Source organism: Pseudoalteromonas sp. SR45-1, assembly GCF_014163655.1.
Classification (GTDB): Bacteria; Pseudomonadota; Gammaproteobacteria; order Enterobacterales; family Alteromonadaceae; genus Pseudoalteromonas; species Pseudoalteromonas distincta.
This window is the reverse complement of the sequence record NZ_JACJDR010000014.1, coordinates 67,510-89,988: the sequence shown is the minus strand read 5'-3', so window position 1 is coordinate 89,988 and position 22,479 is coordinate 67,510. Positions and strand designations below refer to the sequence as shown.

At 39.7% G+C, this 22,479-nt stretch carries 20 protein-coding genes; 13 read left to right on the top strand and 7 right to left on the bottom strand.

What is annotated here, in order from left to right; genetic code table 11:
• Positions 1–47: 47 nt before the first annotated feature.
• From H5089_RS14740 to H5089_RS14725, 4 genes are all read right to left on the bottom strand, one after another.
• Positions 48–365 (bottom strand): multidrug efflux SMR transporter, encoded by a 318-nt coding sequence (locus tag H5089_RS14740; protein WP_002962354.1) that lies wholly within the window; start codon positions 363–365, stop codon positions 48–50.
• Entirely contained in the window at positions 365–1,897 is a 1,533-nt protein-coding gene (locus H5089_RS14735; RefSeq protein ID WP_024595458.1) for a bifunctional GNAT family N-acetyltransferase/carbon-nitrogen hydrolase family protein, read from the bottom strand. Before H5089_RS14735 ends, H5089_RS14740 begins: the two co-directional genes overlap by 1 nt.
• A gap of 88 nt (positions 1,898–1,985) precedes the next feature.
• Positions 1,986–2,834 carry an MBL fold metallo-hydrolase gene (locus tag H5089_RS14730; RefSeq protein ID WP_039486908.1) on the bottom strand — a complete coding sequence of 283 codons (849 nt, stop codon included), beginning with the start codon at positions 2,832–2,834 and terminating at the stop codon, positions 1,986–1,988.
• A 58-nt stretch (positions 2,835–2,892) separates the two neighbouring features.
• Positions 2,893–5,208, bottom strand: coding sequence for a penicillin acylase family protein (locus H5089_RS14725; RefSeq protein ID WP_182712526.1), 2,316 nt, complete (start codon positions 5,206–5,208; stop codon positions 2,893–2,895).
• Between the two features lie 156 nt (positions 5,209–5,364).
• On the opposite strand from H5089_RS14725, the gene ycaO reads away from it, so the two are divergent.
• The 7 genes from ycaO (at position 5,365) to folX (ending at position 14,056) form a co-directional block, all read left to right on the top strand.
• Positions 5,365–7,125 carry a 30S ribosomal protein S12 methylthiotransferase accessory factor YcaO gene (ycaO, locus tag H5089_RS14720; RefSeq protein ID WP_024595461.1) on the top strand — a complete coding sequence of 587 codons (1,761 nt, stop codon included), beginning with the start codon at positions 5,365–5,367 and terminating at the stop codon, positions 7,123–7,125.
• Between the two features lie 115 nt (positions 7,126–7,240).
• Positions 7,241–10,603, top strand: coding sequence for an ATP-binding protein (locus H5089_RS14715; protein ID WP_182712525.1), 3,363 nt, complete (start codon positions 7,241–7,243; stop codon positions 10,601–10,603).
• Positions 10,604–10,646: 43 nt separating this feature from the next.
• Positions 10,647–11,276, top strand: a complete 630-nt coding sequence (locus H5089_RS14710) for a YceH family protein (protein ID WP_182712524.1) — start codon at positions 10,647–10,649, stop codon at positions 11,274–11,276.
• A gap of 68 nt (positions 11,277–11,344) precedes the next feature.
• Complete coding sequence (nadE, locus tag H5089_RS14705) at positions 11,345–12,175, top strand: ammonia-dependent NAD(+) synthetase (protein WP_024589633.1); 831 nt, start codon at positions 11,345–11,347, stop codon at positions 12,173–12,175.
• 223 nt (positions 12,176–12,398) lie between these two features.
• Positions 12,399–13,118 (top strand): dihydromonapterin reductase, encoded by a 720-nt coding sequence (gene folM / locus H5089_RS14700; RefSeq protein ID WP_024595773.1) that lies wholly within the window; start codon positions 12,399–12,401, stop codon positions 13,116–13,118.
• Between the two features lie 22 nt (positions 13,119–13,140).
• Positions 13,141–13,695 (top strand): GTP cyclohydrolase I FolE, encoded by a 555-nt coding sequence (gene folE / locus H5089_RS14695; protein ID WP_002962341.1) that lies wholly within the window; start codon positions 13,141–13,143, stop codon positions 13,693–13,695.
• A gap of 4 nt (positions 13,696–13,699) precedes the next feature.
• The gene (gene folX, locus H5089_RS14690) at positions 13,700–14,056 is read left to right on the top strand and encodes a dihydroneopterin triphosphate 2'-epimerase (protein WP_002962340.1); all 357 of its coding nucleotides are present in this window, start codon (positions 13,700–13,702) and stop codon (positions 14,054–14,056) included.
• A 16-nt stretch (positions 14,057–14,072) separates the two neighbouring features.
• On the opposite strand, the gene H5089_RS14685 is transcribed toward folX, so the two are convergent.
• Both H5089_RS14685 and H5089_RS14680 read right to left on the bottom strand, forming a co-directional pair.
• Complete coding sequence (locus H5089_RS14685; protein WP_182195417.1) at positions 14,073–14,507, bottom strand: YqaA family protein; 435 nt, start codon at positions 14,505–14,507, stop codon at positions 14,073–14,075.
• A 228-nt stretch (positions 14,508–14,735) separates the two neighbouring features.
• Positions 14,736–15,101, bottom strand: a complete 366-nt coding sequence (locus H5089_RS14680) for a DUF4870 domain-containing protein (protein WP_024595771.1) — start codon at positions 15,099–15,101, stop codon at positions 14,736–14,738.
• A gap of 185 nt (positions 15,102–15,286) precedes the next feature.
• On the opposite strand from H5089_RS14680, the gene H5089_RS14675 reads away from it, so the two are divergent.
• From H5089_RS14675 to H5089_RS14660, 4 genes are all read left to right on the top strand, one after another.
• On the top strand, positions 15,287–15,988 hold the full coding sequence (locus tag H5089_RS14675; RefSeq protein WP_154903805.1) for a spondin domain-containing protein: 702 nt from the start codon (positions 15,287–15,289) through the stop codon (positions 15,986–15,988).
• A 10-nt stretch (positions 15,989–15,998) separates the two neighbouring features.
• Positions 15,999–16,733, top strand: coding sequence for a spondin domain-containing protein (locus tag H5089_RS14670; protein WP_024607274.1), 735 nt, complete (start codon positions 15,999–16,001; stop codon positions 16,731–16,733).
• Positions 16,734–16,795: 62 nt separating this feature from the next.
• Entirely contained in the window at positions 16,796–17,521 is a 726-nt protein-coding gene (locus H5089_RS14665; protein WP_182712523.1) for a response regulator transcription factor, read from the top strand.
• A 10-nt stretch (positions 17,522–17,531) separates the two neighbouring features.
• Positions 17,532–19,019, top strand: a complete 1,488-nt coding sequence (locus H5089_RS14660) for a cell wall metabolism sensor histidine kinase WalK (RefSeq protein WP_182712522.1) — start codon at positions 17,532–17,534, stop codon at positions 19,017–19,019.
• Between the two features lie 43 nt (positions 19,020–19,062).
• On the opposite strand, the gene H5089_RS14655 is transcribed toward H5089_RS14660, so the two are convergent.
• Complete coding sequence (locus H5089_RS14655; protein WP_182712521.1) at positions 19,063–21,237, bottom strand: S9 family peptidase; 2,175 nt, start codon at positions 21,235–21,237, stop codon at positions 19,063–19,065.
• A 197-nt stretch (positions 21,238–21,434) separates the two neighbouring features.
• On the opposite strand from H5089_RS14655, the gene H5089_RS14650 reads away from it, so the two are divergent.
• Together H5089_RS14650 and H5089_RS14645 are read left to right on the top strand one after the other, a co-directional pair.
• Complete coding sequence (locus tag H5089_RS14650; protein WP_007377300.1) at positions 21,435–21,905, top strand: DUF2721 domain-containing protein; 471 nt, start codon at positions 21,435–21,437, stop codon at positions 21,903–21,905.
• A 92-nt stretch (positions 21,906–21,997) separates the two neighbouring features.
• On the top strand, positions 21,998–22,450 hold the full coding sequence (locus tag H5089_RS14645) for a cytochrome c (RefSeq protein WP_024595584.1): 453 nt from the start codon (positions 21,998–22,000) through the stop codon (positions 22,448–22,450).
• The last annotated feature ends 29 nt before the right edge of the window (positions 22,451–22,479 follow it).

Sequence of the window (22,479 nt, the reverse complement as noted above, 5' to 3'; positions counted from 1 at the left end):
CTTTTATACCTGCGCTGTTATAATTTTTATAGCTTTAAGAACTGGTTCTAAGAGCTGATTTTTAGTGTTATCACACCACTAATAATCATTAATACTCCCGCAATACGACCAAATGTAGCGGCATCGTTATAAAACAATATACCCACTAAAAACGTACCGGCGGCGCCAATACCTGTCCATACGGCGTATGAGGTACCCATTGATATTTGCCTTTGTGCAAGCCACAACATAAAACCACTAGCGACTAAAAATACCACCGCTATTGCTATACCTTGCCAGCGAGTATCAGCGTTTTGCGAAATTTTTAAGCCAATCGGCCAGCCAATTTCAAGTAACCCAGCAATAATTAAGTACACCCACGCCATTAAACGTCTCTCTTTTTAACAATCACTTCGTACAAATCTTCACGGCGATCTTTTAAGTTACGCACTGTGCCTTCGCTGTGAAGAATTTTAAGTTTATCCATATCAAGATCACTAAATAGCAGCATTTCGGTGTTTGGTGTGGCTTCGTTAAGTGTTGCATCGTGCGGGAACGAAAAGTCCGATGGCGTTAGTACAGCTGATTGCGAATACTGCACATCAAGGCTTTCTACCTCTGGTAAATTACCCACCGAACCTGCAATAACCACATAACATTCGTTTTCTATTGCACGCGCTTGTGCACAGTGGCGCACACGTAAATAACTGTTTTTAGTATCAGTCCAAAATGGCACAAACAGAATATCTAACCCTTGTTTGGCCAATATGCGTGAAAGCTCTGGAAACTCTACATCGTAACAAATTTGAATACCCACACGACCGGCATCGGTATCAAACACGGCAATTTTATCGCCGCCTTGAATAACCCAATCGTTTTGCTCATGCGGGGTTATGTGTATTTTACGTTGCTCGTCTATCTTACCGCTACGATGGCATAGGTAACTTACGTTATAAATTTTATCATCTTCGGCAAGTGGCATAGAGCCGGTAATAATATTAGCGTTGTATTCTATTGCCATACGCGACATCGCGTTTTTAAACGTTTCAGTGTATTCCGCTAAATAGCGAATCGCTTCTGTTTGATTACTTTGATTCCCTAGCCCCATTAGTGGCGCATTAAAAAACTCAGGGAATAGTATAAAGTCACTTTTGTAGTCAGATACGGTATCTACAAAGTATTCAACCTGCTTTAGCATTTCTTCAACCGATTCAACACAACGCATTTGCCATTGCACAGCACCTACTCGCACTATTGATTTAGTTGACTCAAGTACCGTGTCGGTTGGCTCATACATAATGTTATTCCACTCAAGCAGAGTGGCGTAACCAACGGACTCTTGATCTTCCGGTAAATACTTTTTAAGTAATCGTTTTACCTGAAAATCGTTAGATAACTGAAAACTTAAAATAGGATCGTATAATTCTTTTTGATCTACTTTTGCAATGTATTCCATTGGCGTCATTTCACTGCTGTGATTGTAATAACGCGGAATACGCCCACCTGCTAAAATAGCGCGTAAGTTATATTGGCGGCACAATTCTTTACGGGCATCATAAAGGCGACGACCTAAACGCATGCCTCTGTGACTTTCGCTAATAGCAACATCTAAGCCGTATAGCGCATCGCCGTCGGTATCGCTAAATACACGGTCGTGACCGTCTGCAATATCTTCGTATGTATGCGGGTTTGAAAAACGCGTGTAATCAACCTGCACGCTTAATGCTAAGCCCACCAGCACGCCGTCATCCACAATACCTATTTGCCCTTCAGGAAACTGGTCTATTAATCTAAAAATGGTATGACTTGGCCACGCACCGCCTAAGTCGGGATACGCTTGATCCATCAAGGTTTTAATTTGCGGATATTGCTCTCTGGTTAAGTTACAAATTTCAAGATGGGTTTTTTCTGCCGACATACACAACTCCTTTGGGCATAAGAAAATAAAAGCCGAATGTACGTTAAAGTACACTCAGCTTTGTATCATGTTTTTTACGTTACGCGTACTACTTTAAGCTACGATAAAAAAGTGTGGTTACTTTCTCTTTTGGTAACCAGCCTGCGTATTCAAGATTCAGCTCAGCCAATGGATCGGCTTTAAGTACTTGCTCTAAGCTTGCATTATTTTGCATTGCTTTTAGCATTACGTCTTTCGCGTTTTGAACTAGCTTACCATACGCTATCAGTCCTGAACGGTCACTTACCTTGCCGTGTCCTGGTATTACTTTAGTGTTGTCGTCAATTTGATTAACTACATCGTTTACTGCCGCTAAAATACCATCAACGCTGCCGCCGCTATCTACATCAACAAACGGTAAGCTGCCAAAATTAAAGTAAATGTCGCCCATGTGCACTATGTTGTCGTTACTAAAAAAGATAACCGAATCGCCATCGGTGTGTGCATGTTCGTAATGCACTACATGGGCGTGTTCGTTATTAAAATGTAGTTTTAAGTCATGACCAAAACTAATGCGCGGTAAAAAGTCTGACCCCTCCCCGTGCTGCTCTTCTAAACGTTTGTGTACATTGTCGTGCGCTATAACATGCGCACCCGCTTTAGCAAAGTTCTCGTTGCCACCGGTATGATCGCCATGATGGTGAGTATTAATGACAAACTCTGCACTGCCTGGTTTTAAATCGCTAATGGTTTTTTTAATATCATCTGAGAGCTTGGCAAACTGATCATCAATAATATAAATGCCATCATCACCTACACTTGCTGCAATATTACCGCCTTGCCCAAATAGTACATATACATGCTCACTTAGCTTTTGTGCTGTTACTGGGCCATCATCTGCTTGCGCTGTAGTGCTTAGTAATAAACCTGTTATTAATGCGGGTAGTATTTTTTTCATTTTAGTTCTCTGTTGTTTTATTGGTAATTATATAGAACGTGTTTAGCTATACTTTAGTTCATCGTGTCGGCTTTATTACTATTTGATGTATTAATTCTTGAGGCAATAAAGGTGTATGCTTACCTTCAACGTAATCACTAAACCCCGCTCTGTAAAATTCAGAAAGAGGGTGCCCCGATTGCCCACCCGGAATAGCCATAATTGCATGTTCTAAATGCCCAGGTTGAGCAATAAAACGCTGCGATGCGCCAAAACTACGCCCTTGTACGGCGGGCATATAACTATCACCAAAACCCGCTGCTGTGGGCATATTTAATAACTTAGCAAGTAACGGCATTTGCTTTGCAAACGGATGCTCTATCACTAACTCATTTACCTTGCCCCACTGCCAGTTTTGTACGTTATTACCAAATTGTTCTGTAAGCTTAGTAATAGTTTGGCTAAATGCTCCTTGTAACTGCTCATCCCAGCTTTTAAATTGTGGGTTTATCCATGTGTCGGGCCTGTTGTTTATAAGCTGCCAAACAGCGGGCTCTAAATCTCGTTTTACGTATTTAAGTGTGCCTTGTTGTTTATTTAATTCATCTTCCATACTGCTAAATAAAATATTAATCACTTCATCGCGGTAGCGCTTAACTAAGGTATACCCTATGGAGGTTGAACACGCACATTGCTGCCAGTTTTCAAGCGCTGTTATATATTGCTGATTTTTAGTTGTATCGGCTTTTAATTGCTTTAATAGCAGAGCATGCCAAGGCATTAAAAAGCGAGCTTGGTTATCAAGTTGTAATGCGTAAAAGTCGCTCTCAGCAAATGCTTGTTTTTCAAATAATCTATCGCGAATTTGACTCGAACGTGCGCCGAGTGCATAGCCACCATTACCAAAACGCGCGTCATCCTCAGCCGATACCACGCGAGAATTACCAGTCCATAATCGACCGTTTTGCGGGTTTTTAATAAAAGGGCGTTGTAATTCATTTTGCTGCCAAAGCGCTGAGTAGTCATCGGCATTTACGCCAAGCTCACTTGGCGCTTTACGAGCCGGTATACCGCCCATGTTTTTCCACGCTGCGCTACCTTGGCTGTCTACCACCATAAGATTTTGTACCGGAATACCTACATCGCTTGCTACAGCAAGTGCATCATCTACCGTTTTGGCTTGCTCTAATTTTAATAACTCCATATTAACGGCATAAGGCTGATGGGCAGCCCAGCTCAACGCATAAGGTTTTTCGTTAATATATTTTACAGGGCCGTATTCACTGAGTATTAATGAATAGTTTTCAACCTCCCCATCGGGTAATGCAATAGGTTCATCTACTTGCCATGTTTTACTATCATCGTTTAATACAACCCAATCGGCTGTATCTAAATAACCGTTAGTAAATCCCCATGCAACATTGTTGTTAGTGCCAACAACAATGGCAGGTGCGCCGGGCAGCGATACACCGGTTACCTGAGTCTGCTCACCACTGTGCATGTAATTTAATTGTGCCCTGTACCAAATTACAGGTACTGCCATCGATAAATGCATATCATCCGACACCATACCAGCCCCTGTTTTAGTCAGCGCTCCTGTAACAGCCCCTGTTTTAGTCAGCGCTCCTGTAACAGCCCAGTTATTACTGCCGCGCTCTTGGTTGGCTTCAATGCTTTTAACTATATGCTCTGTTTGATTGGGAAAAGTAGGTATGCCGCCGCTATAAAGCGCTAATTTACTGCCATCAAGCGCGGCTTGGTACTTACTTGGTTGCGTTAAAAAATCAACCATTTGCTTTGTGTACGCTTGCTCAATTTGAATAAGTGCTTGGTCACGCTCAAATGTGGCGCTTTGTAAATCAAGGTACATGCTAAATATCACAAGTAGGCTGTCTTCACTTTGCCATGGCTTTTGCGCTGCACCGGTTAGTAAATATTCAAAGCTTGAATACCCTACTTGCGCTAAACCTTCGTTTACACCTTGAGCGTAACTTTTAAGTAATTGCTTATCTGCTTCAGGCAGGGTTTGTAAAATAATTTGGCTGCGTTTACGTAATTGATGAAAACGCATTTTTTTATCGAGCCCCAACGCTGCTTGGCCAAATAATTCACTTAACTCACCTGCGGCATTACGCCTTAGTAAATCCATTTGAAAAAATCGGTCTTGCCCATGCGCATAACCTAAACCATAGGCAGCGTCGTTTCGGCTATTGGCGTTTATTACTGCTTGCCCTAGTGCATCGCGCGAAATTTTTACAGGCTCTACTACCGCGTTACTGCGTCCGTTTCCATCAAGAGCGGGTAAACTTAAACTAAGTACCCCATAAACAACAGCGGTACTTGCCAGCCCTAATATCACAATTAATAACAACAAGCGTTTGATTACTTTAAACATCACCGTTTCCTTTGCACGTTTTGACCAAGCGTTAAGCACATATAATAACCACAGTTTTATTAAATAATAATGTTCTTGCTCGCAAAGGGTGAAATAAACATCAAAATCCACGATAATGTCAGCTCCACACATCGTGCAGAACTAGTTGAGATCAATATGACTGAAAAAACATTTATCAAAGGTAAAGACCGCGACCTAGAATCGTCAATCTCTACCATGCAAAACAAGCTTAAAGCCCTAAACATTAATGTTGAAGAAGCGCTTTGGCTTAACCCTGTAGCTAACTGTTATTCGGTTCATATAAAAGACAGCGACTGCGGTGTTATGTTTACCAATGGTAAAGGCGCAACCGACAAAGCCTCTATTGCCTCAGCACTCGGTGAATACTTTGAACGTTTAAGCTGTAACTACTTTTTTGCAGACTTTTATCTAGGTGAAGAATTTGCTAATGGCGAGTTTACTCATTACCCAAGCGAAAAATGGTTTAAAGTTGAAGGCGATGAAGTGCCAGAGGGCATTATGGATGAAAGCTTATGGGATTACTTTGACCCAGAGCGCGAACTAAACGCATCACACCTTTTTGATTTTAACTCAGGCAATATCGATCGTGGTATTTGTACCCTGCCATACACACGCCAACGCGATAACCAAGACGTATACATTCCGGTAAACGTTATCGGTAATATTTTTGTATCTAACGGTATGAGCGCAGGTAACACCAAGTTTGAAGCTCGCGTACAAGGTTTATCAGAAGTATTTGAACGTGCTATTAAAAACCGTATCATCGCCGAAGGTATTTGTTTACCAATCGTGCCTGAAGATGTTGTTAAGCAATACCCTAAAATTCACGAAGCGTGTGAAGAGCTTCGCAGCCATGGCTTTCATTTACGTATTGCCGATGCGTCACTTGGGGGTAAATACCCTGTAATGAGCGTAACGCTTATTAACCCAACAGATGGTTCTGTATTTGCTTCTTTTGGTGCTCACCCATCATTTGAAGTTGCGCTTGAACGTACCGTGACTGAGTTACTACAAGGTCGTCGTCTTGATCAGCTAGATGTATTCCAACCTGCTACCTTTGATAACGACGAAGTAGCAACACCAGAGAACATTGAACTGCACTTTATTGATTCAAGCGGTTTGATTTCGCATGATTTTTTCCGTGCAAAACCTGATTTTGAATTTGTACACTGGGACTTTAGCGGAACAACTGAAGAAGAATATAACTTCTGTACTGACCTAATTCATAGCATGGATCATGATATCTACATCATGGATTACACGCACCTAAACGTATACGCGTGTCGTATTTTAGTACCTGGCATGTCTGACATTTACCCTGTTGATGAGCTTATTTGGCGTAACAACAACGAAGGCGCAAAATTTCGCGAAACATTCCTATCGCTTGATCAGTACGATGCAGAGCAATGGATGGAAATTTACGACAGCCTAGAAGAAGCAGGCCACAGCGATATTATCCGCGCCGCAGAATTTATTGGCCTTGCAACCGATGCCGACACACCATGGCACACACTGCGTATAGGTGAGCTTAAAGCACACCTATGTTTAGCTGCAGGCAGCGAAGAAGCCATTGATTGGGTTGACTGGATACTTCATACAGGCCAAGTAAACGAAGAGGCAATGCGCCACTTCCGCTGTTTAAAAGCAGTTCTTGAAATTAAATACGATGACGAGCGCGAATACGCAGATTACCAAGATGCACTAGGCTTAATGTTTGGTGCTAATAATGTAGCGCTGGCTATAGAAATTGCCGAAGGTAAAAAGCAGTTTAACGGTTTAACTTTCCCTGGTTTATCGCTTGAAGGCTTTAAAAAGCATGCGGCGCTACTTGATGGTTACCGCAAGCTACATGTAGCAAAGCAAAATCACTGGGCGCGTGAAGTTAGCGACTCGTAACTCGCTAAACTACTAATTATAAAAAATAAACGGCGCATTTGTTAATGCGCCGTTTTCATTTGTGTAATAAATTAGCTATAGTTAATTTGCCTAAATTAACGCCACGATGTAGCAAATGCCACCATCTACTAACAATAAAAAAACGAACGTTCATAACTTTAAGTTGACCTTTTGGTTATCGCTTACGCTAACTGTACTAGTTGGTATCGTACTTGATCGTATTAACTACAATCGTGTTAAAGATGCCCATCGCCTACAAATTCTTTCTGAAGTAAGTACATATCGAGCTCAATTAGAATCTATTTTAGTTTCTAATATCCAACTAGTTCGAGGCTTAGGTGTTGCCGTAGCAGCGCAGCCTGATTTACAGCAAACACAGTTTGAACAAATTGCCCAACCACTATTTAAAACCTCAAATGAGCTTCGCAATATTGGTGGCGCACCCGATATGGTAATTCGTATGACTTACCCCTTAAAAGGTAATGAAAAAGCACTCGGTTTAAACTTTTTAGAAGAAAAAAACCAACGCGCTGATGCTATTAGAGCTCGTGATACAAATACCATTGTAATGGCTGGCCCATTAAAATTAATCCAAGGTGACATAGCACTTATAGCCCGCGTTCCTGTTTACATACCGCCAGAAAATCGCTTTTGGGGATTACTTTCAGTTGTTCTCAACATTGACAAAGTCTATGAAAATTCAGGTATTTATGAGCTAGAAAAAGAATACAACGTCGCTTTACAAGGCAGGCATGGACTTGGCAGCAAAGGGGAGTTTTTTTACGGTAATCAAAACATAATAGAGCAAGACCCCCTTGAGTTTACGTTAAGCTTTCAAGGTGGCAATTGGCAACTTTACGTAGCACCTAAAATAGGTTGGAGCCCACCAAATTCAGCTGTATGGCCACTTAGGCTATCAATTATTATTATTTGCGGATTATTAATTTGGGCCTTTTTATTCTTTTTGAAAATGCTTAATCGCCAGCAACAAAACGAAAAAATGCTTGAAGCAATGAGTGATCTAGCCCAAATAGGCGCATGGTCATTTAACTTAGAAACGAAACAAGTATATTGGTCTGATATGACCAAAAAACTATTTAAATACCCATTAAATAACCAACCAGAATGGCCTACAGATTTAAATTACTTTAAACAAGGCACTAGCAGAGAAACAATTAAACCTTTAATTGAACGAGCCATAAAATATGGTGAAAGCTACGAAGTTGAATTAGAAGTAATGGATGAAGAAGGTGAATCTGTTTGGGTACTTGTACATGGTGAAGCAGAACGAAAAAATGGACGATGCACACGTATCTTTGGCTCATTACAGAATATTGATACCCGTAAAAAAATTGAATTAGAAAATAATAAAACCGCATTACACAACGAAATTTTAGCCTCCCTGACCGTTAATAAATTAATATTAAATGGGCAACTTAGCCAATCAAAAGACATTATTACTAAAGCAATCTGCCAAGCATTTGATATTAAACGTGCCAGTATTTGGTTTTTTAATGAAGACAAATCCCAACTAAGCCCTTTTGCCATACATAGTAAACATTCGTCTAGTGATAAAATTGACTCTATTTGGCTAAGAAAAAATCTTCCCGGCTTTTTTAATGCAATAGATCACCAGCCTGTATTTAATGTGCCTGACGCCCAAGAACACCCAATACTCGAGCCAATTAAAGAACAGTATTTAATGACTCTCGAGATTAAATCAATGCTGTGCGTAATAATCCCTGCAGGAAGTGGCGCTATAGGAGTCGTCTGCGCAGAGCAATGTCAATCAAAACGCCACTGGTCTAAAAACGAAGAAAGCTTTTTAATTGCCGTTGCAGCGTTAATAGGCAGCTTGCACTCAAGCCAACAGCGAATTGAAACCGAACAAAAACTAGTTTCTGCCAAAGAAACCGCCGAACAAGCTGTTAAAGCTAAAAGTGAATTTTTAGCGAGTATGAGCCACGAAATTCGCACCCCAATGAACGGTGTTTTAGGTATGCTTAACATAATTAAGCAAACTCAATTGGACCTACAGCAAAAACATCATATTGAACTTGCTCAATCATCAGCTCAATCTTTGCTTAATATAATTAATGACATATTAGACTTTTCTAAAATTGAAGCCGGTAAGCTCGATATTGAAAACGTGCAATTTAATTTACCTCGGTTATTAGGCGAAGTGGTGGAATCCTTTGCTTTAAAGGTAGAACAAAACAATACAAAACTTATTCTAGATGCTACTCAAATAACTGTTAGCGAGATAATTAGTGACCCTAACCGCTTGCGCCAAATTTTAAATAACTTAATTGGCAACGCGGTTAAATTTACTATTGATGGCGAAGTAGTCATTACTGCCAGAATAGATGAAACAACGGATGGCTCGTTCCTTCAATGTTCGATTATTGATACTGGTATTGGTATTGACCCTAAAAAACAAGCGTCGTTATTTGACTCATTCACACAAGCCGATGCTTCAACAACACGCCAATTTGGGGGCACAGGGCTTGGCCTTGCCATAGTAAAACAATTGTGCGAACTGATGAACGGTGAAGTGAGTGTAAACAGTATGCAAGGTGAAGGAAGTACATTTTCTTTCACAGTACAAATACAACCGCGCTTAAGTAAAGAACAAGATTTACCGAGTCATTTAATTAAAAACAAACATATTTTAATTATTGATGAGTGCTCGTTAAATGCTAACACCGCTAATAAGCAGCTCACTGTTTGGGGTGCAAAAGTTAATTGTATACATAACTATCTTGAGGTTGATGATTACTTAAGTAATATAACCACCCACCCTGGTGCTATTTTAGTTGATTACTACTTTTTTGAAAAAGCCCCACAAACGCATATCACCGCGCTTAAAAACTTTATAAATATGCATAGTTGCAAGTTAGTTATTATGGCGCCAATGAGTTATTCGTCTGAGGAGTCTAAAGTAGGTATGGAAGTCGACTGTATGATTTTCAAACCTCTCACACCGTCTGATTTGTTTGACTCACTCACAAACGATAAATACATTGAACAACAGCAGCAACAAGCACAGCTTCAAAACAAGCTAACTAAAGCGCCAGTACTGGATTCATCAGAACCACAACTATTGCTTGTTGAAGACAATAAAATAAACCAAGTGGTTGCCTCTGCGCTATTAAAGCAGGCGGGTGTTACTTTTGATATTGCCGAAAATGGCCTTGAGGCAATTGTAAAGCTCAATGCAAAACAAGGTAAACCATATAAGCTAGTTTTAATGGATTGCCAAATGCCCGAAATGGATGGCTACCAAGCCACTAAAGCCATTAGAGAAGGTGATGCAGGTAAAGATAATGAAAATATTACTATTATTGCGCTAACAGCCAATGCCATGCAGGGCGATAAAGAAAAATGTCTAGCCGCAGGCATGAACGACTATTTAAGTAAGCCTCTCGATTTAGCTGCATTACAACCAAAGCTTCAACAATGGCTTGGCATTCAATAAAGGTGTAAGCTAATAAAATACGCTTACTAATTTGAGATTATTTATGCAGTTATCAACAAATCAACAACGTATTCTTGGTTGCCTATTAGAAAAACAAAGCACGACGCCAGAGCATTATCCGCTATCGTTAAACGCTCTCGTGAACGCAAGTAACCAAAAGTCTAATCGCGATCCTGTGTTAAGTCTTACAGTTGAAGACGTGCAAAACGCACTTGATGAACTAATAGAAATGCGTTTGGTTACAATAGATGAAGGTCTTTCGGGTCGCGTAAATAAATACGATCACCGCTTTTGCAACACTGAATTTAGTAATCTGCAATTTTCTGCTCAGCAGCGTGCCATTGTTTGTTTATTACTTTTGCGTGGTGCTCAAACCCCTGGTGAATTAAGAACCCGCAGTGCTAGACTTGCTGATTTTAATAACGTAAATGAAGTAGAGACAGCGCTCAATAAACTGATTGAAAGCGAGTACGTCACAAAGCTAGAGCGTGAAGCTGGAAAACGTGACAGCCGATATATTCATTTATTTGGCGAACAACAAAATAATCCCGCCGATGCCTTTGTTGCTCTACCAAGCGAAGTAATTAAAGACAAAGAATTAAGCGATTTACTTGAAGAAGTAGAAAAATTAAAAGCAGAGCTTCGCCAAATAAAAGCTCATTTAAAACTTTAATTAACTAAAACTAAATCACATAATAAGTTTATTGCGTATCACATATTAAATTTTATAAGGAGCTGGCAATGCGCGCCGAAATTATGGCTGAAATGAAGGTTCAGCCAACGATTGATGTAAATGCTGAGATAACTCGCCGAGTTAATTTTATTAAAACACGTTTGGTAGCAGCTCATTCACGCTCGTTAGTACTGGGTATTAGCGGTGGTGTTGACTCATCAACCTGCGGCCGCTTATGTCAACTTGCTGTAAACGAGCTAAATAAAGAACACGATACTGACAAGTATCAGTTTATTGCAGTGCGCCTACCTTATGGTGTACAAGCTGACGAAGATGAAGCACAAATGGCGGTTGATTTTATTCAGCCAAGTAAACGTATGACCGTAAACGTACAACCTGCGGCTGATGCATTGCATGAGCAAGCGATAGCTGCCGTAGTTGGCTGTGGTGAAGCACTGCCTGAGCAAGCTCAAATAGATTTTATTAAAGGTAATGTTAAAGCGCGTCAACGTATGGTTGCTCAGTACGAAATTGCAGGTTTTTGCCAAGGCTTAGTAGTGGGTACCGATCATAGTGCTGAAAACATTACTGGTTTTTATACTAAATTTGGTGACGGCGCGTGCGATTTAGCCCCTCTGTTTGGTTTATCAAAACGCCAAGTTCGTGCACTTGCTACTGCACTAGGTGCGCCAGCTTTATTGGTAGATAAAGCACCTACAGCTGATTTAGAAAGTGACCGCCCAGGTTTAACAGACGAAGAAGCACTTGGTTTGAGCTATGAGCAAATTGATGACTTTTTAGAAGGTAAACCTGTGTCTAATGATGTTGAACAAAAGCTTGTAAGCATTTACACGCGTACACAACATAAGCGTCAACCAATTCCGACAATTTACGATTAAGGTTTAGTAGCTAAAATAAAGCAATTAATGCCTTTGAGGATTAATTGCTTTTTTGATCGACAGATTAAGAAGCTGCGTATATTTTAATAAATTAACGCTTTGAATTTTATAATACCAATTGCATTAAATTAGTGAGCTATTATAGCCCTATGAAATAGCGATAAAATGATGATATTTTTAATTATATTGGTATAACTACCCGCCAAAGAGAACACTGCCTTATATGACATCGCCCATTTTAATTACCGGCGCAGGCCAACGTATTGGTTTAGCACTCGCTCAGCATTATATAGCCCAAGGGCAGAGTATTATTATCACGTATCGTACTCGTCACGCCGCTGTTGATAAATTAGAGCAACAAGGCGCTGTATGTATTTATGCCGATTTTAGTACCGATGAAGGTATTAGTACATTTATAAATACGCTTAAAGAGCATACAACATCGCTGCGCGCTATTGTTCATAACGCATCAAGCTGGGACTGCGAAGCTAACAACCCTGACTTTGCAGCACTGTTTGATAATATGATGCGAGTACATGCCAAAACACCGTATTTAATTAATTTAATGTGCGCAGAGCTGCTTTTAAACTATCAGCAAAATGAAAAAGTACCTGCCGATATAATACATCTTACTGATTATGTAGTTGAAACAGGCAGCCCTAAACACTTAGCTTATGCAGCAAGTAAAGCAGCACTCGACAACCTAACCAAATCGTTTAGCGCTAAATATGCGCCAAATATAAAAGTGAACTCGGTTGCTCCATCGCTCATTATTTTTAATGAACATGACGATGAACAATATCGAGCTAAGACCCTTAAAAAATCATTAATGGGCATTGAACCCGGATGCCAAGAAATTATCAATAGCATTGATTTACTATTACAAAGCCACTACATCACAGGGCGCTCTTTGCCTATTGATGGCGGTCGTCATTTAAAGTAAATATAAATAAACTGAGATATTTATGCACAATGAATTAAAAGAAAGTTATGAAAAAATCATCACCGCTGTAGGTGAAGATGCTAACCGCGAAGGCTTACTTGATACGCCAAAACGTGCTGCAAAAGCAATGGAATATTTAACGCAAGGGTATCGTCAAACGCTTGATGAAATAACTAATAAAGCAGTATTTACATCTGACGCTGACGACATGGTGTTAGTACAAGACATAGAGCTCTACTCTATGTGTGAGCATCATTTACTGCCTTTTATTGGCCGTTGCCATATTGCTTATATACCAAACGGTAAAGTATTAGGCTTATCTAAATTTGCACGTATTGTTGATATGTTTTCACGCCGTTTTCAAATTCAAGAACAGTTAACGCATCAAATCGCTAAAGCAGTTGAAGAAGTTACTGGCGCTAAGGGCGTAGGCGTTATTGTTGAGGCAAAACACATGTGTATGATGATGCGTGGTGTAGAAAAGCAAAATTCAAGCATGCGTACATCAGTAATGTTAGGTAACTTTAGAAGCGATCCTAAAACACGTAACGAATTTTTGCAGCTTATAAAAGGTTAACCCTATGGCTAATGCAATTATTAACGTTACTAATTTACGCCTGCGTACGTTTATTGGCTTTAACCCCGATGAGCGTGAAAAAAAGCAAGATGTAGTGATCAATCTAGAGATTCACTACCCTGCTGATGATGCGTGTAAAACGGATGAAGTTGACCAAGCACTTAATTATAAAGTGATCACCAAAGAAGTTATTAGCTTAGTAGAGCAAGGGCACTTTTTACTGCTAGAAAAATTAGTTGCTGAAATTCTTGCCGTTTGTCACGCACACCCAAGCGTTCATTACGCTAAAGCACGTGTTGATAAACCACATGCACTGCGTTTTGCCGACTCAGTGTCGTTAACGCTTGATTGGGCTAAATAAGCACTTAAAAACTTATTTAAAAAAGCTTTTCGAATCCTACGGCAAGGGCGATAACCGCTAAATAGCGAGCGCCTTTGCCTAGTGTTACTAACAATAAAAAGGTACTAAATCGTACTTTAAATATGCCTCCAATCACCGTTAATGGGTCCCCCACAACCGGCAACCAAGCAAATAACAAACTATACACTCCATATTTGTTAAATTGCTTTTGTGCGCTATCAAGCCCTTTTTGCGATACAGGAAACCATTTTTTATCTTTAAAACGCAGTACCTGCGTGCCTAACCAGTAATTAACACAGCTCCCTAACACATTTCCAAGTGTTGCTACGCACCACATAAGCCATAAATTAACTTTATCTTGAGTAATCATTCCCACCATTATCACCTCAGAAGAGCTAGGCAGTAATGTCGCAGATATAAATGCGCTAATAAATAACGTGAGATAAAGCATAATGCCCTTATGGCTAAACGTAAAAACCCAGCCTATAGCTGGGTTTATAATACCAATTTTATTAAAAACATGATCATTCTAGCGTATTAAATAACTCACTAACTACGTTAAAAATTATTTATATAGAACAACTATGTATCATAATTTTAGCCTTGTTATTGAGCTATTTTCTTATCGCTATAATAGGTCACTAATTTAATGCAATTGGTATAAAAATAAACTGTGTGTTTATTTTATCAAATTTAAACTAAACGGGTAATTAAACTCTTTACCTTCATTAGCTTTAATACTTGCCATTACAACCATTACAAACCCAAAAATTGCCACTATAGGTAGTAATATTAAGCCGACTGCTACAAACATCAGCACAAAACAAACTACATATGCAATTGCCATCGTTATTTGAAAGTTAAGCGCCTTTTTACCATGCACATCAACAATTGGCATTTCATCTCTTTTAATTAACCACACAATTAATGGCCCAATTATTGAGCCAAACGGCACAACAAACCCAGCAAGCGCACTTAAATGGCATAACATAGCCCACGTACGGTCATCTTTATTAACTGGTTCAACCTGCTGATTTTCTTCCATAACACTCTCCTTTTTGTTTTATGTATGTTGCCTCTTAACTAAACAAATGTCTACAAATCAACCAACGTATTTATGTTTAAAAATCACAGCGTGAAATCTTGTGATAAAAAAGTGATAAGTTTGTGAGAGTTTCTGGAGACGATTATTCAATACTCAACTCGAATCATCACTTACAGGAAATAATAATGAAAACTTCTACATTAACAATCGCAATTCTTTTAGCGGCAGCTAGCCAATCGACTATGGCCGCAGAATTAGACCTAAAAGTAACTAACCTAACCAAAGGTATTCACTTTACTCCACTGTTAATTACAGCACACAACAGCGAAGACACACTGTTTGAAGTAGCAACGCAAGCATCTACAGCACTACAAACAATGGCTGAAGGCGGCAATATTGAAGAGTTAGTTGCACAAGCAACTGCTGCGGGTAGTGATATGGCTGCAAACCCAGCTGAAGGTTTACTTGCACCAGCCGCATCTACAACGGCAACACTGAGCACGACTGACGGTAATGAGTACCTATCTTTAACTGCAATGATGCTACCAACTAATGATGGCTTTGTAGGCTTAAACAGCTGGAAAATCCCAACAGAAGCGGGTACTTACACAATTAATTTAAATGCTTACGATGCAGGCACAGAACAAAACAATGAGCTTGTAGTTGAAGGCTCTGGCGCACCAGGTACTCCGGGTATTCCTGCTGCTCCAGGTGGCGACGCTGGCACTGGCGGTACAGGTGTATTAAGTGGTGATACAAACACTAACATTCATATTCACCCGGGTAGCTTAGGTGATGACGATTTAGAAGCGGGTAATAGCGATTTAAGTAATACAGTACACAGATGGTTAAACCCAGTAGCACAATTAACCGTTACAGTTAAGTAGGAGCATGATTATGTCATCTGCTAACAACCTTAAAAAAAGTCTACTAGTGCTTGCACTTGCAACCACACTTGCAGCGTGTAGCGATAATGATAACGACCCAGTTGTTGAAGAGCCGGTCGTTGTTGAGCCAATTGTTGTAGAACCTGTGATCAGTGAGTTTACTATTACTTTTAGTAACTTAACTGCAGGACAGCCTTTGTCACCACTCTCTGTCATTGCTTTTGAAGATGAAGCACCTTGGACCTTCGGTACAACAGCTTCTGTTGGCTTAGAAATGCTTGCAGAAAGCGGTGCAAATGAAGAATACCTCAGCTACGAAAGTGCACTTGCTGCAGTTTCGGCTGAAGGCGCTATTGGCCCTGGTGAAACCACCACAGTAATCATTACTGTTGAAGAGCAAGAAACGCTTAATTTGTCATTTGCTGCCATGCTTGGGAATACAAATGATGCTTTTACCGGTCTTAGTTCTTTAGATGTATCAACATTAGAAGTTGGCGGTTCGTTATCACGCACTACGACTGCTTATGATGCGGGTACGGAAGCAAATACAGAAACAGCTGAAACTGTGCCAGGTCCTGCCGCTAGCGGTGAAGGGTTTAACGAAATACGTGACGATACAGCCGATATAATAACGATGCATCCAGGCATTGTTTCAAATCAAGATGGATTATCTACATCAGCACTTGGTGTTGAACATAAGTTTGATAACCCAGTATCGAAAATAGTAATTACGCGCACGCAGTAACGTTCCAGCTTGTAATGGGGAAGTAAGGGAGCACGGATGCCCCCCTTTTTACGAGGTAATACATGCGTCACGAAAAAATATTAGTAGTAGAAGATGACAGAGAAATAGGTAAGTTAATTACCACGCAGCTAACGTCGCTTAACTTACATGTTGATCATGTTGTAAGCGCAGAACTTGCCTTAAAAAAAATAGCTAAGCATCCCTACGGACTTATTTTACTCGATATAAACTTACCCCAAATGGATGGTTTGAGCTTATGCCGAAAAATAAAAGAGCATTACCCAACTACCTCCGTAATTTTACTCACCGCGCTTAGTAGCGATATGGACAGAGTTATTGGCCTTGAAATGGGCGCCGATGATTATATTTGTAAACCCTTTTTTGCACGCGAATTACAAGCCAGAGTAAAAACCCAATTACGCCACAGAGCACAACTACTCGCTAGCCAAAATAACGACAACTCCCCCGTTGATAGCGAACAAATACTAAATGTAGGCTCACTCAATATAGAATTTAGTTCGCACCAAGTGTATTTAGGCAAGCAAGCCCTTAACCTTACCGCCACCGAATTTGATTTACTCGTTTACTTTGCACGCCATCCTAATCATGTTTTTAGCCGCCAGCAGTTACTCGATAAAGTATGGGGTTACCAACACAGTGGTTACGAGCACACGGTTAATTCACATATAAACCGCTTACGTGCCAAGCTAGAAGAACACCAACAAGCGCCTATCATCGAAACAGTTTGGGGTGTTGGTTACAAACTAAACCCTAGCCAACTCAATTAAGACACCTATTATGAAATTATCTTTGTATCAAAAATTAGCTATATCGCTAGTTGTCATTTTTTGTTTTATTTGCGCCCTAGTTTACGGCTGGAGCAAGCAACTGGAACTCACCTCAAAACATCATGCTGAGCAAAATTTACATTTGGCGCTTGCCGAGCATTTAGTACAGGATAACCCATTAATAAAAGAAGGTGTTTACGACTATAAAGCGCTTGAAAACCTCTTTCATACCTTGATGCTATTAGGCCCTGCGTTTGAATTTTATTTTGTAGACGAAACCGGAAAAATTCTTACTTACTCAGCAAAGCCGGGGAAAGTTAAACGCACGCATATTAGTTTAACGCCTTTAAAAAGGCTGATTAACGACCCAAGCGCTGCCCCTATTTATGGTGATAATCCTCGTAATAAAGAGCAACAAAAAATATTTTCAGCCGCGCCAGTATTTAATCAAGATAAGTTACAAGGCTATTTATATGTAATTATTGGTGGTGAGGCTTACGACACCTCACTAAGTACTGTAAAAAATAATGATAAGTTATGGCTAGCCGCTTTATGGCTTGGCTCTGCACTCGCATTTTTATTTATTGCGATGCTAATTTTGCTACGCTTTTTTACCAACCCAATTCAGCGCTTAGCCCGCGATGTTAGTAATATTGAAGCAGCTAACTACAGCCTTACCGACACCAAGCTAAGTAATTACTCAACGCAAAAAAGTAACGAAGTTCATAGTTTAGGGCGAAGTATTCAAGCCATGCTAACGCGTATTAACGAGCAGTTTAAAGCACTTGAACAAGGCGATAAACAACGCAAAGAGTTACTAACTCACTTATCGCACGACCTACGTACACCACTTGCTTCACTGCAGGGGTTTTTAGAAGTATTAAATCAGTCAGGCGAGCAGCTAAGTAAAAAAGAGCAGCAAGAATACTTGCAGGTATCGCTTAATAATTGTGGGCAATTAAAGCTACTCATAGAGCAAATATTTGAGCTTGCTCACTTAGAAAATGGCGAAATAAGTATAAATAAAGAAACCTTTAATTTAGGTGAGCTTATTTACGATTGCATGGCAAAATTTAGTTTAGCCGTTGATAAAAAAGGCATTAGTTTGTCGGTAGAACCTGCGATTTGTGATTTTCCTGTGGTTGCCGATATAGCTAAATTAGAGCGCGTGTTAAGTAACTTAATTGATAATGCAATTAGGCATACCCCTCGCGGCGGCAGCATTGCAGTACATGTAAAACGCAGTGACGATAATCAACTATTTGTGCATGTATCAGACACGGGCGTAGGCATAAAAGAAGATGAGCTGAATGCTATTTTTGACCCGCACTACCAAGCAAGTAATTCTAATAAAGAAGGGCGCCAGCAAGGTGGTTTAGGATTGGCCATTTGCAGAGGTTTATTAAAACTGATGGATAGTGAAATTTACGTACAAAGTGAAATTGGTAAAGGCACTATGTTTAGCTTTAATTTACCACAAAATAAGGTGCTTTCTTAAAAAGCACCTTATTGAGTTAAATCTATTTAAATATATAAATTAATTACTTTTTAATACCCGCTAAATCAAGCATAAATGCATAGTTTAGCGCGGTATCTTCTAAGCGTTTAAAGCGACCTGATGCACCACCGTGCCCTGCTTCCATATCTATTTTAAACAATAACTTATTGTCATCAGTTTTATAGTCACGCAGCTTAGCAACCCATTTTGCAGGCTCAAAGTATTGAACTTGTGAATCGTGCAAGCCAGTCGTCACTAGCATATTAGGATATGCTTGCTTAGATACTTGGTCGTATGGCGAATAAGACAGCATATAATCGTAGTACGCTTTTTCGTTCGGATTACCCCACTCGCCGTATTCATTTGTTGTAAGCGGAATACTCGCATCAAGCATCGTGGTTACTACATCTACAAACGGTACCGCTGCAACCATGCCTTTATAAAGTTCAGGCGCTTGGTTTGCTACTGCGCCCATTAATAAGCCACCAGCACTGCCACCTAACGCAAATATTTCATCTTTTGCGCCATACTTTTGAGAAACCAATGCTTTAGTTACATCAACAAAGTCATTAAACGTATTCTTTTTAGTGAGTAGCTTGCCGTCTTCGTACCAAGGACGACCTAGCATTTGCGAGCCACGTACATGGGCAATTGCAAATACAAAGCCACGGTCAAGTAAACTCAAGCGCGTGCTTGAAAAAGTAGGATCCATGGTTGCGCCATAAGAGCCGTAACCATATTGCAGTAGCGGGTTAGTACCATCTTTTTTAAACGCATCTTTACGGTAAACTAAGCTTACCGGTACTTTTATGCCATCACGTGCTGTTACAAAAATACGCTCTGAGGCGTAATTATCAGCATCAAAATCACCTAATACAGCTTGCTGTTTAAGTAGTTTTTTATCGCCAGTCGCTAAATCTACATCGTACGATGAACCAGGTGTAGTCATGCTTGTGTAGTAAACTCGTAACGTGCTGCTATCTATATCGTTATTACCATAAGTACCAATTGTATAAGCGCTATCGTTAAAGCTCAGTGGTAACTCTTTACCTGTTTTTAAATCACGCGCAATCAACTTTGATTGGCCCATTTCACGCTCTTGGTAAACTAAGTAGTCATTAAATAAATCAATGCCTTCGAGTTTAATATCATCGCGCGCTGGGATCACACTTTGCCAATTTGCTTTGTCACCAGCTTTATCAATATCCACTTTCATCAGCTGAAAATTTACAGCATCTAAGTTAGTTACAATGTAGTAAGTATTCCCTAGTTTAGATATTTCATATTCAAGCCCTGCTTCGCGCTCAATTAAGCGTTTAGGCATTGCCTTAGCATCATCAGCACTTAGTACCGATACGCCTGATGCAGCTGTGCTGCTGTGCCAAATATAAATTTCTGACTCATCTTTGCTTTTACTGATACCCATGTAATAACTGGTATCAGTTTCTTCGTAAATTAGCTCATCATCAGCTTGTGGTGTACCTAATGTATGACGATAAACCTGATAACCTAATAAAGTTTGTAAATCTTTTTTAATGTAATAAACCGTTTTATTATCGTTTGCCCAAACTATACCGCCGTTGGTGCCCTCAAGTGCATCTTCGAGTAATTTACCGGTTGTTAAATCTTTTATTTTTATACTATAAATACGACGGCTAACAGTATCTTCGCCATAAGCCATTAAATTGCCATTCGGGCTTACATTTAAGCCACTTACTGCATAATAATCATGGCCTTTCGCAAGCTCATTTACATCTAAAATAACTTGCTGACCCGTACCTGCAAAATCGCTGCTGCGTAAGTAAGTAGTGTACTCGTTATCGCCACGTGTTTGCGTTGAGTAAAAATAATCACCGTTTTTAACTGGGACTGAATCATCGTCTTTTTGGATACGCCCTTTTAGCTCTTCAAACAATTCACTTTGCAGCGTTTTGGTATGTGCAAGCATTGCATCTGTGTATGTATTTTCAGCTTCTAAATAGTTAATCACCTCTGGCGCTTTACGTTCGTCATCACGTAACCAATAGTAATTATCTACACGTGTGTCACCATGAATAGTCATCTCATGAGGCACTTTTTTAGCAACTGGGGCAATAGCTTGGGCTACTTGAACCGTTTTAACTTGTGTATTATTTTTTTTGGTTTCTTCAGGGGCTTGATTACAGCCACTTAAAATAGCTAGCGATAATGCAGCAAGTGCGAATGGAGTACGTTTCATCAGTCAAAGTCCTTGTTGGTTTTTATTTTTTATTTTTTATTAAGTAATTAAATATACCTAAAAATAACCTGTGTTGTGATTTACTTTGTGAAGCTATGTAAAGTAAATCAACGTAATTCCTCTTTTCTTAATAAGCCTACATCAGGTACTCTGTAGATATATAAGTCATTTTCAAGCTCAACTGATTAAGGGTAGGAATGAATAACGAAGTAATAAATATTTTAACTATGGCTAAAGTAATTCAAACAGCTGTTGCCCCAGTATTCTTGATCACGGGTATTGCCGCTACTTTAGGTGTTTTATCTAATCGTTTGGCACGTATTACCGATAGGGCACGTCAGTTAGAACGCAGATTAAAAGTAAGTACTGACGAGGACTTTAATAAATCACTCGCTACAGAGCTGCGCGCTCTTTTAAAGCGTTCTCGATGTATTCATATTGCTTTTAGTTTAAGTGTATTAAGCGCATTACTTGTATGCGCTGTGGTTATGTTGTTATTTTTATCGCACATTCAATCTATAAACTTAGGCGTGACTATTGCTTGTTGTTTTGTAGCAGCAATGGCATTACTCATATGTGCATTTATGTCGTTACTTGGTGAGGTATTCTTAGCAACTAGAAGCATGCGTCGCGGGATGATATTTGCAGATATTGATATAAACGATTAAGTTTTAGTTAAATCTATCGTATTCACTTGAATAAATACGATGTTAGATACAAGATACCGAATTAAGAATTACAATTTTCAACAGGGGCAAACATGAAATTAAAAAAAGTATTAGCAACAATAGCACTGGCAACGTGTGCATTTAGCGTATCGGCAAATTCTGCATTTAAAGAGCCAAGTGACGCGATTGAATACCGCCAAGCAGCGTTTTCAATGATCTCAGTACAAATTGGTGACATGGGCGCAATGCTAAAAGGTAAAGTACCTTTTGACGCAGAGCAATTTAAAAAGCGTGCTAACAACGCAGCTGCACTTTCAAAAATGCCATGGGAAGCGTTTTACGAAGGAACAGATAAAGGCGACACAGCTGCACTTGCTGCTGTTTGGTCTGAAAACGATACTTTTATGAAAAAAGCAACTGCATTCCAACAATACGCAGATGAACTAGCAGTAGCGGCTCAATCAGGCGATAAGGCCGTAATTGGTAAAGCTTTTGGCGCATGGGCTAAAGGCTGTAAAGATTGCCATAAGCAATTTAAAGATTAATTATTGTTGTTTTAATACTTAATGTAGTA

What these genes read in the sequence shown, in the direction of transcription:
- H5089_RS14715 (WP_182712525.1), top strand. Translation starts at nt 7,241, where the DNA reads ATGCCACCATCTACTAACAATAAAAAAACGAACGTTCATAACTTTAAG.
- H5089_RS14660 (WP_182712522.1), top strand. Translation starts at nt 17,532, where the DNA reads ATGAAATTATCTTTGTATCAAAAATTAGCTATATCGCTAGTTGTCATT.
- H5089_RS14670 (WP_024607274.1), top strand. Translation starts at nt 15,999, where the DNA reads ATGTCATCTGCTAACAACCTTAAAAAAAGTCTACTAGTGCTTGCACTT.
- H5089_RS14665 (WP_182712523.1), top strand. Translation starts at nt 16,796, where the DNA reads ATGCGTCACGAAAAAATATTAGTAGTAGAAGATGACAGAGAAATAGGT.
- H5089_RS14685 (WP_182195417.1), bottom strand. Translation starts at nt 14,507, where the DNA reads ATGCTTTATCTCACGTTATTTATTAGCGCATTTATATCTGCGACATTA.
- folM (WP_024595773.1), top strand. Translation starts at nt 12,399, where the DNA reads ATGACATCGCCCATTTTAATTACCGGCGCAGGCCAACGTATTGGTTTA.
- nadE (WP_024589633.1), top strand. Translation starts at nt 11,345, where the DNA reads ATGCGCGCCGAAATTATGGCTGAAATGAAGGTTCAGCCAACGATTGAT.
- H5089_RS14675 (WP_154903805.1), top strand. Translation starts at nt 15,287, where the DNA reads ATGAAAACTTCTACATTAACAATCGCAATTCTTTTAGCGGCAGCTAGC.
- H5089_RS14680 (WP_024595771.1), bottom strand. Translation starts at nt 15,101, where the DNA reads ATGGAAGAAAATCAGCAGGTTGAACCAGTTAATAAAGATGACCGTACG.
- folX (WP_002962340.1), top strand. Translation starts at nt 13,700, where the DNA reads ATGGCTAATGCAATTATTAACGTTACTAATTTACGCCTGCGTACGTTT.
- H5089_RS14650 (WP_007377300.1), top strand. Translation starts at nt 21,435, where the DNA reads ATGAATAACGAAGTAATAAATATTTTAACTATGGCTAAAGTAATTCAA.
- H5089_RS14655 (WP_182712521.1), bottom strand. Translation starts at nt 21,237, where the DNA reads ATGAAACGTACTCCATTCGCACTTGCTGCATTATCGCTAGCTATTTTA.
- folE (WP_002962341.1), top strand. Translation starts at nt 13,141, where the DNA reads ATGCACAATGAATTAAAAGAAAGTTATGAAAAAATCATCACCGCTGTA.
- H5089_RS14730 (WP_039486908.1), bottom strand. Translation starts at nt 2,834, where the DNA reads ATGAAAAAAATACTACCCGCATTAATAACAGGTTTATTACTAAGCACT.
- H5089_RS14740 (WP_002962354.1), bottom strand. Translation starts at nt 365, where the DNA reads ATGGCGTGGGTGTACTTAATTATTGCTGGGTTACTTGAAATTGGCTGG.
- H5089_RS14735 (WP_024595458.1), bottom strand. Translation starts at nt 1,897, where the DNA reads ATGTCGGCAGAAAAAACCCATCTTGAAATTTGTAACTTAACCAGAGAG.
- H5089_RS14710 (WP_182712524.1), top strand. Translation starts at nt 10,647, where the DNA reads ATGCAGTTATCAACAAATCAACAACGTATTCTTGGTTGCCTATTAGAA.
- ycaO (WP_024595461.1), top strand. Translation starts at nt 5,365, where the DNA reads ATGACTGAAAAAACATTTATCAAAGGTAAAGACCGCGACCTAGAATCG.
- H5089_RS14725 (WP_182712526.1), bottom strand. Translation starts at nt 5,208, where the DNA reads ATGTTTAAAGTAATCAAACGCTTGTTGTTATTAATTGTGATATTAGGG.
- H5089_RS14645 (WP_024595584.1), top strand. Translation starts at nt 21,998, where the DNA reads ATGAAATTAAAAAAAGTATTAGCAACAATAGCACTGGCAACGTGTGCA.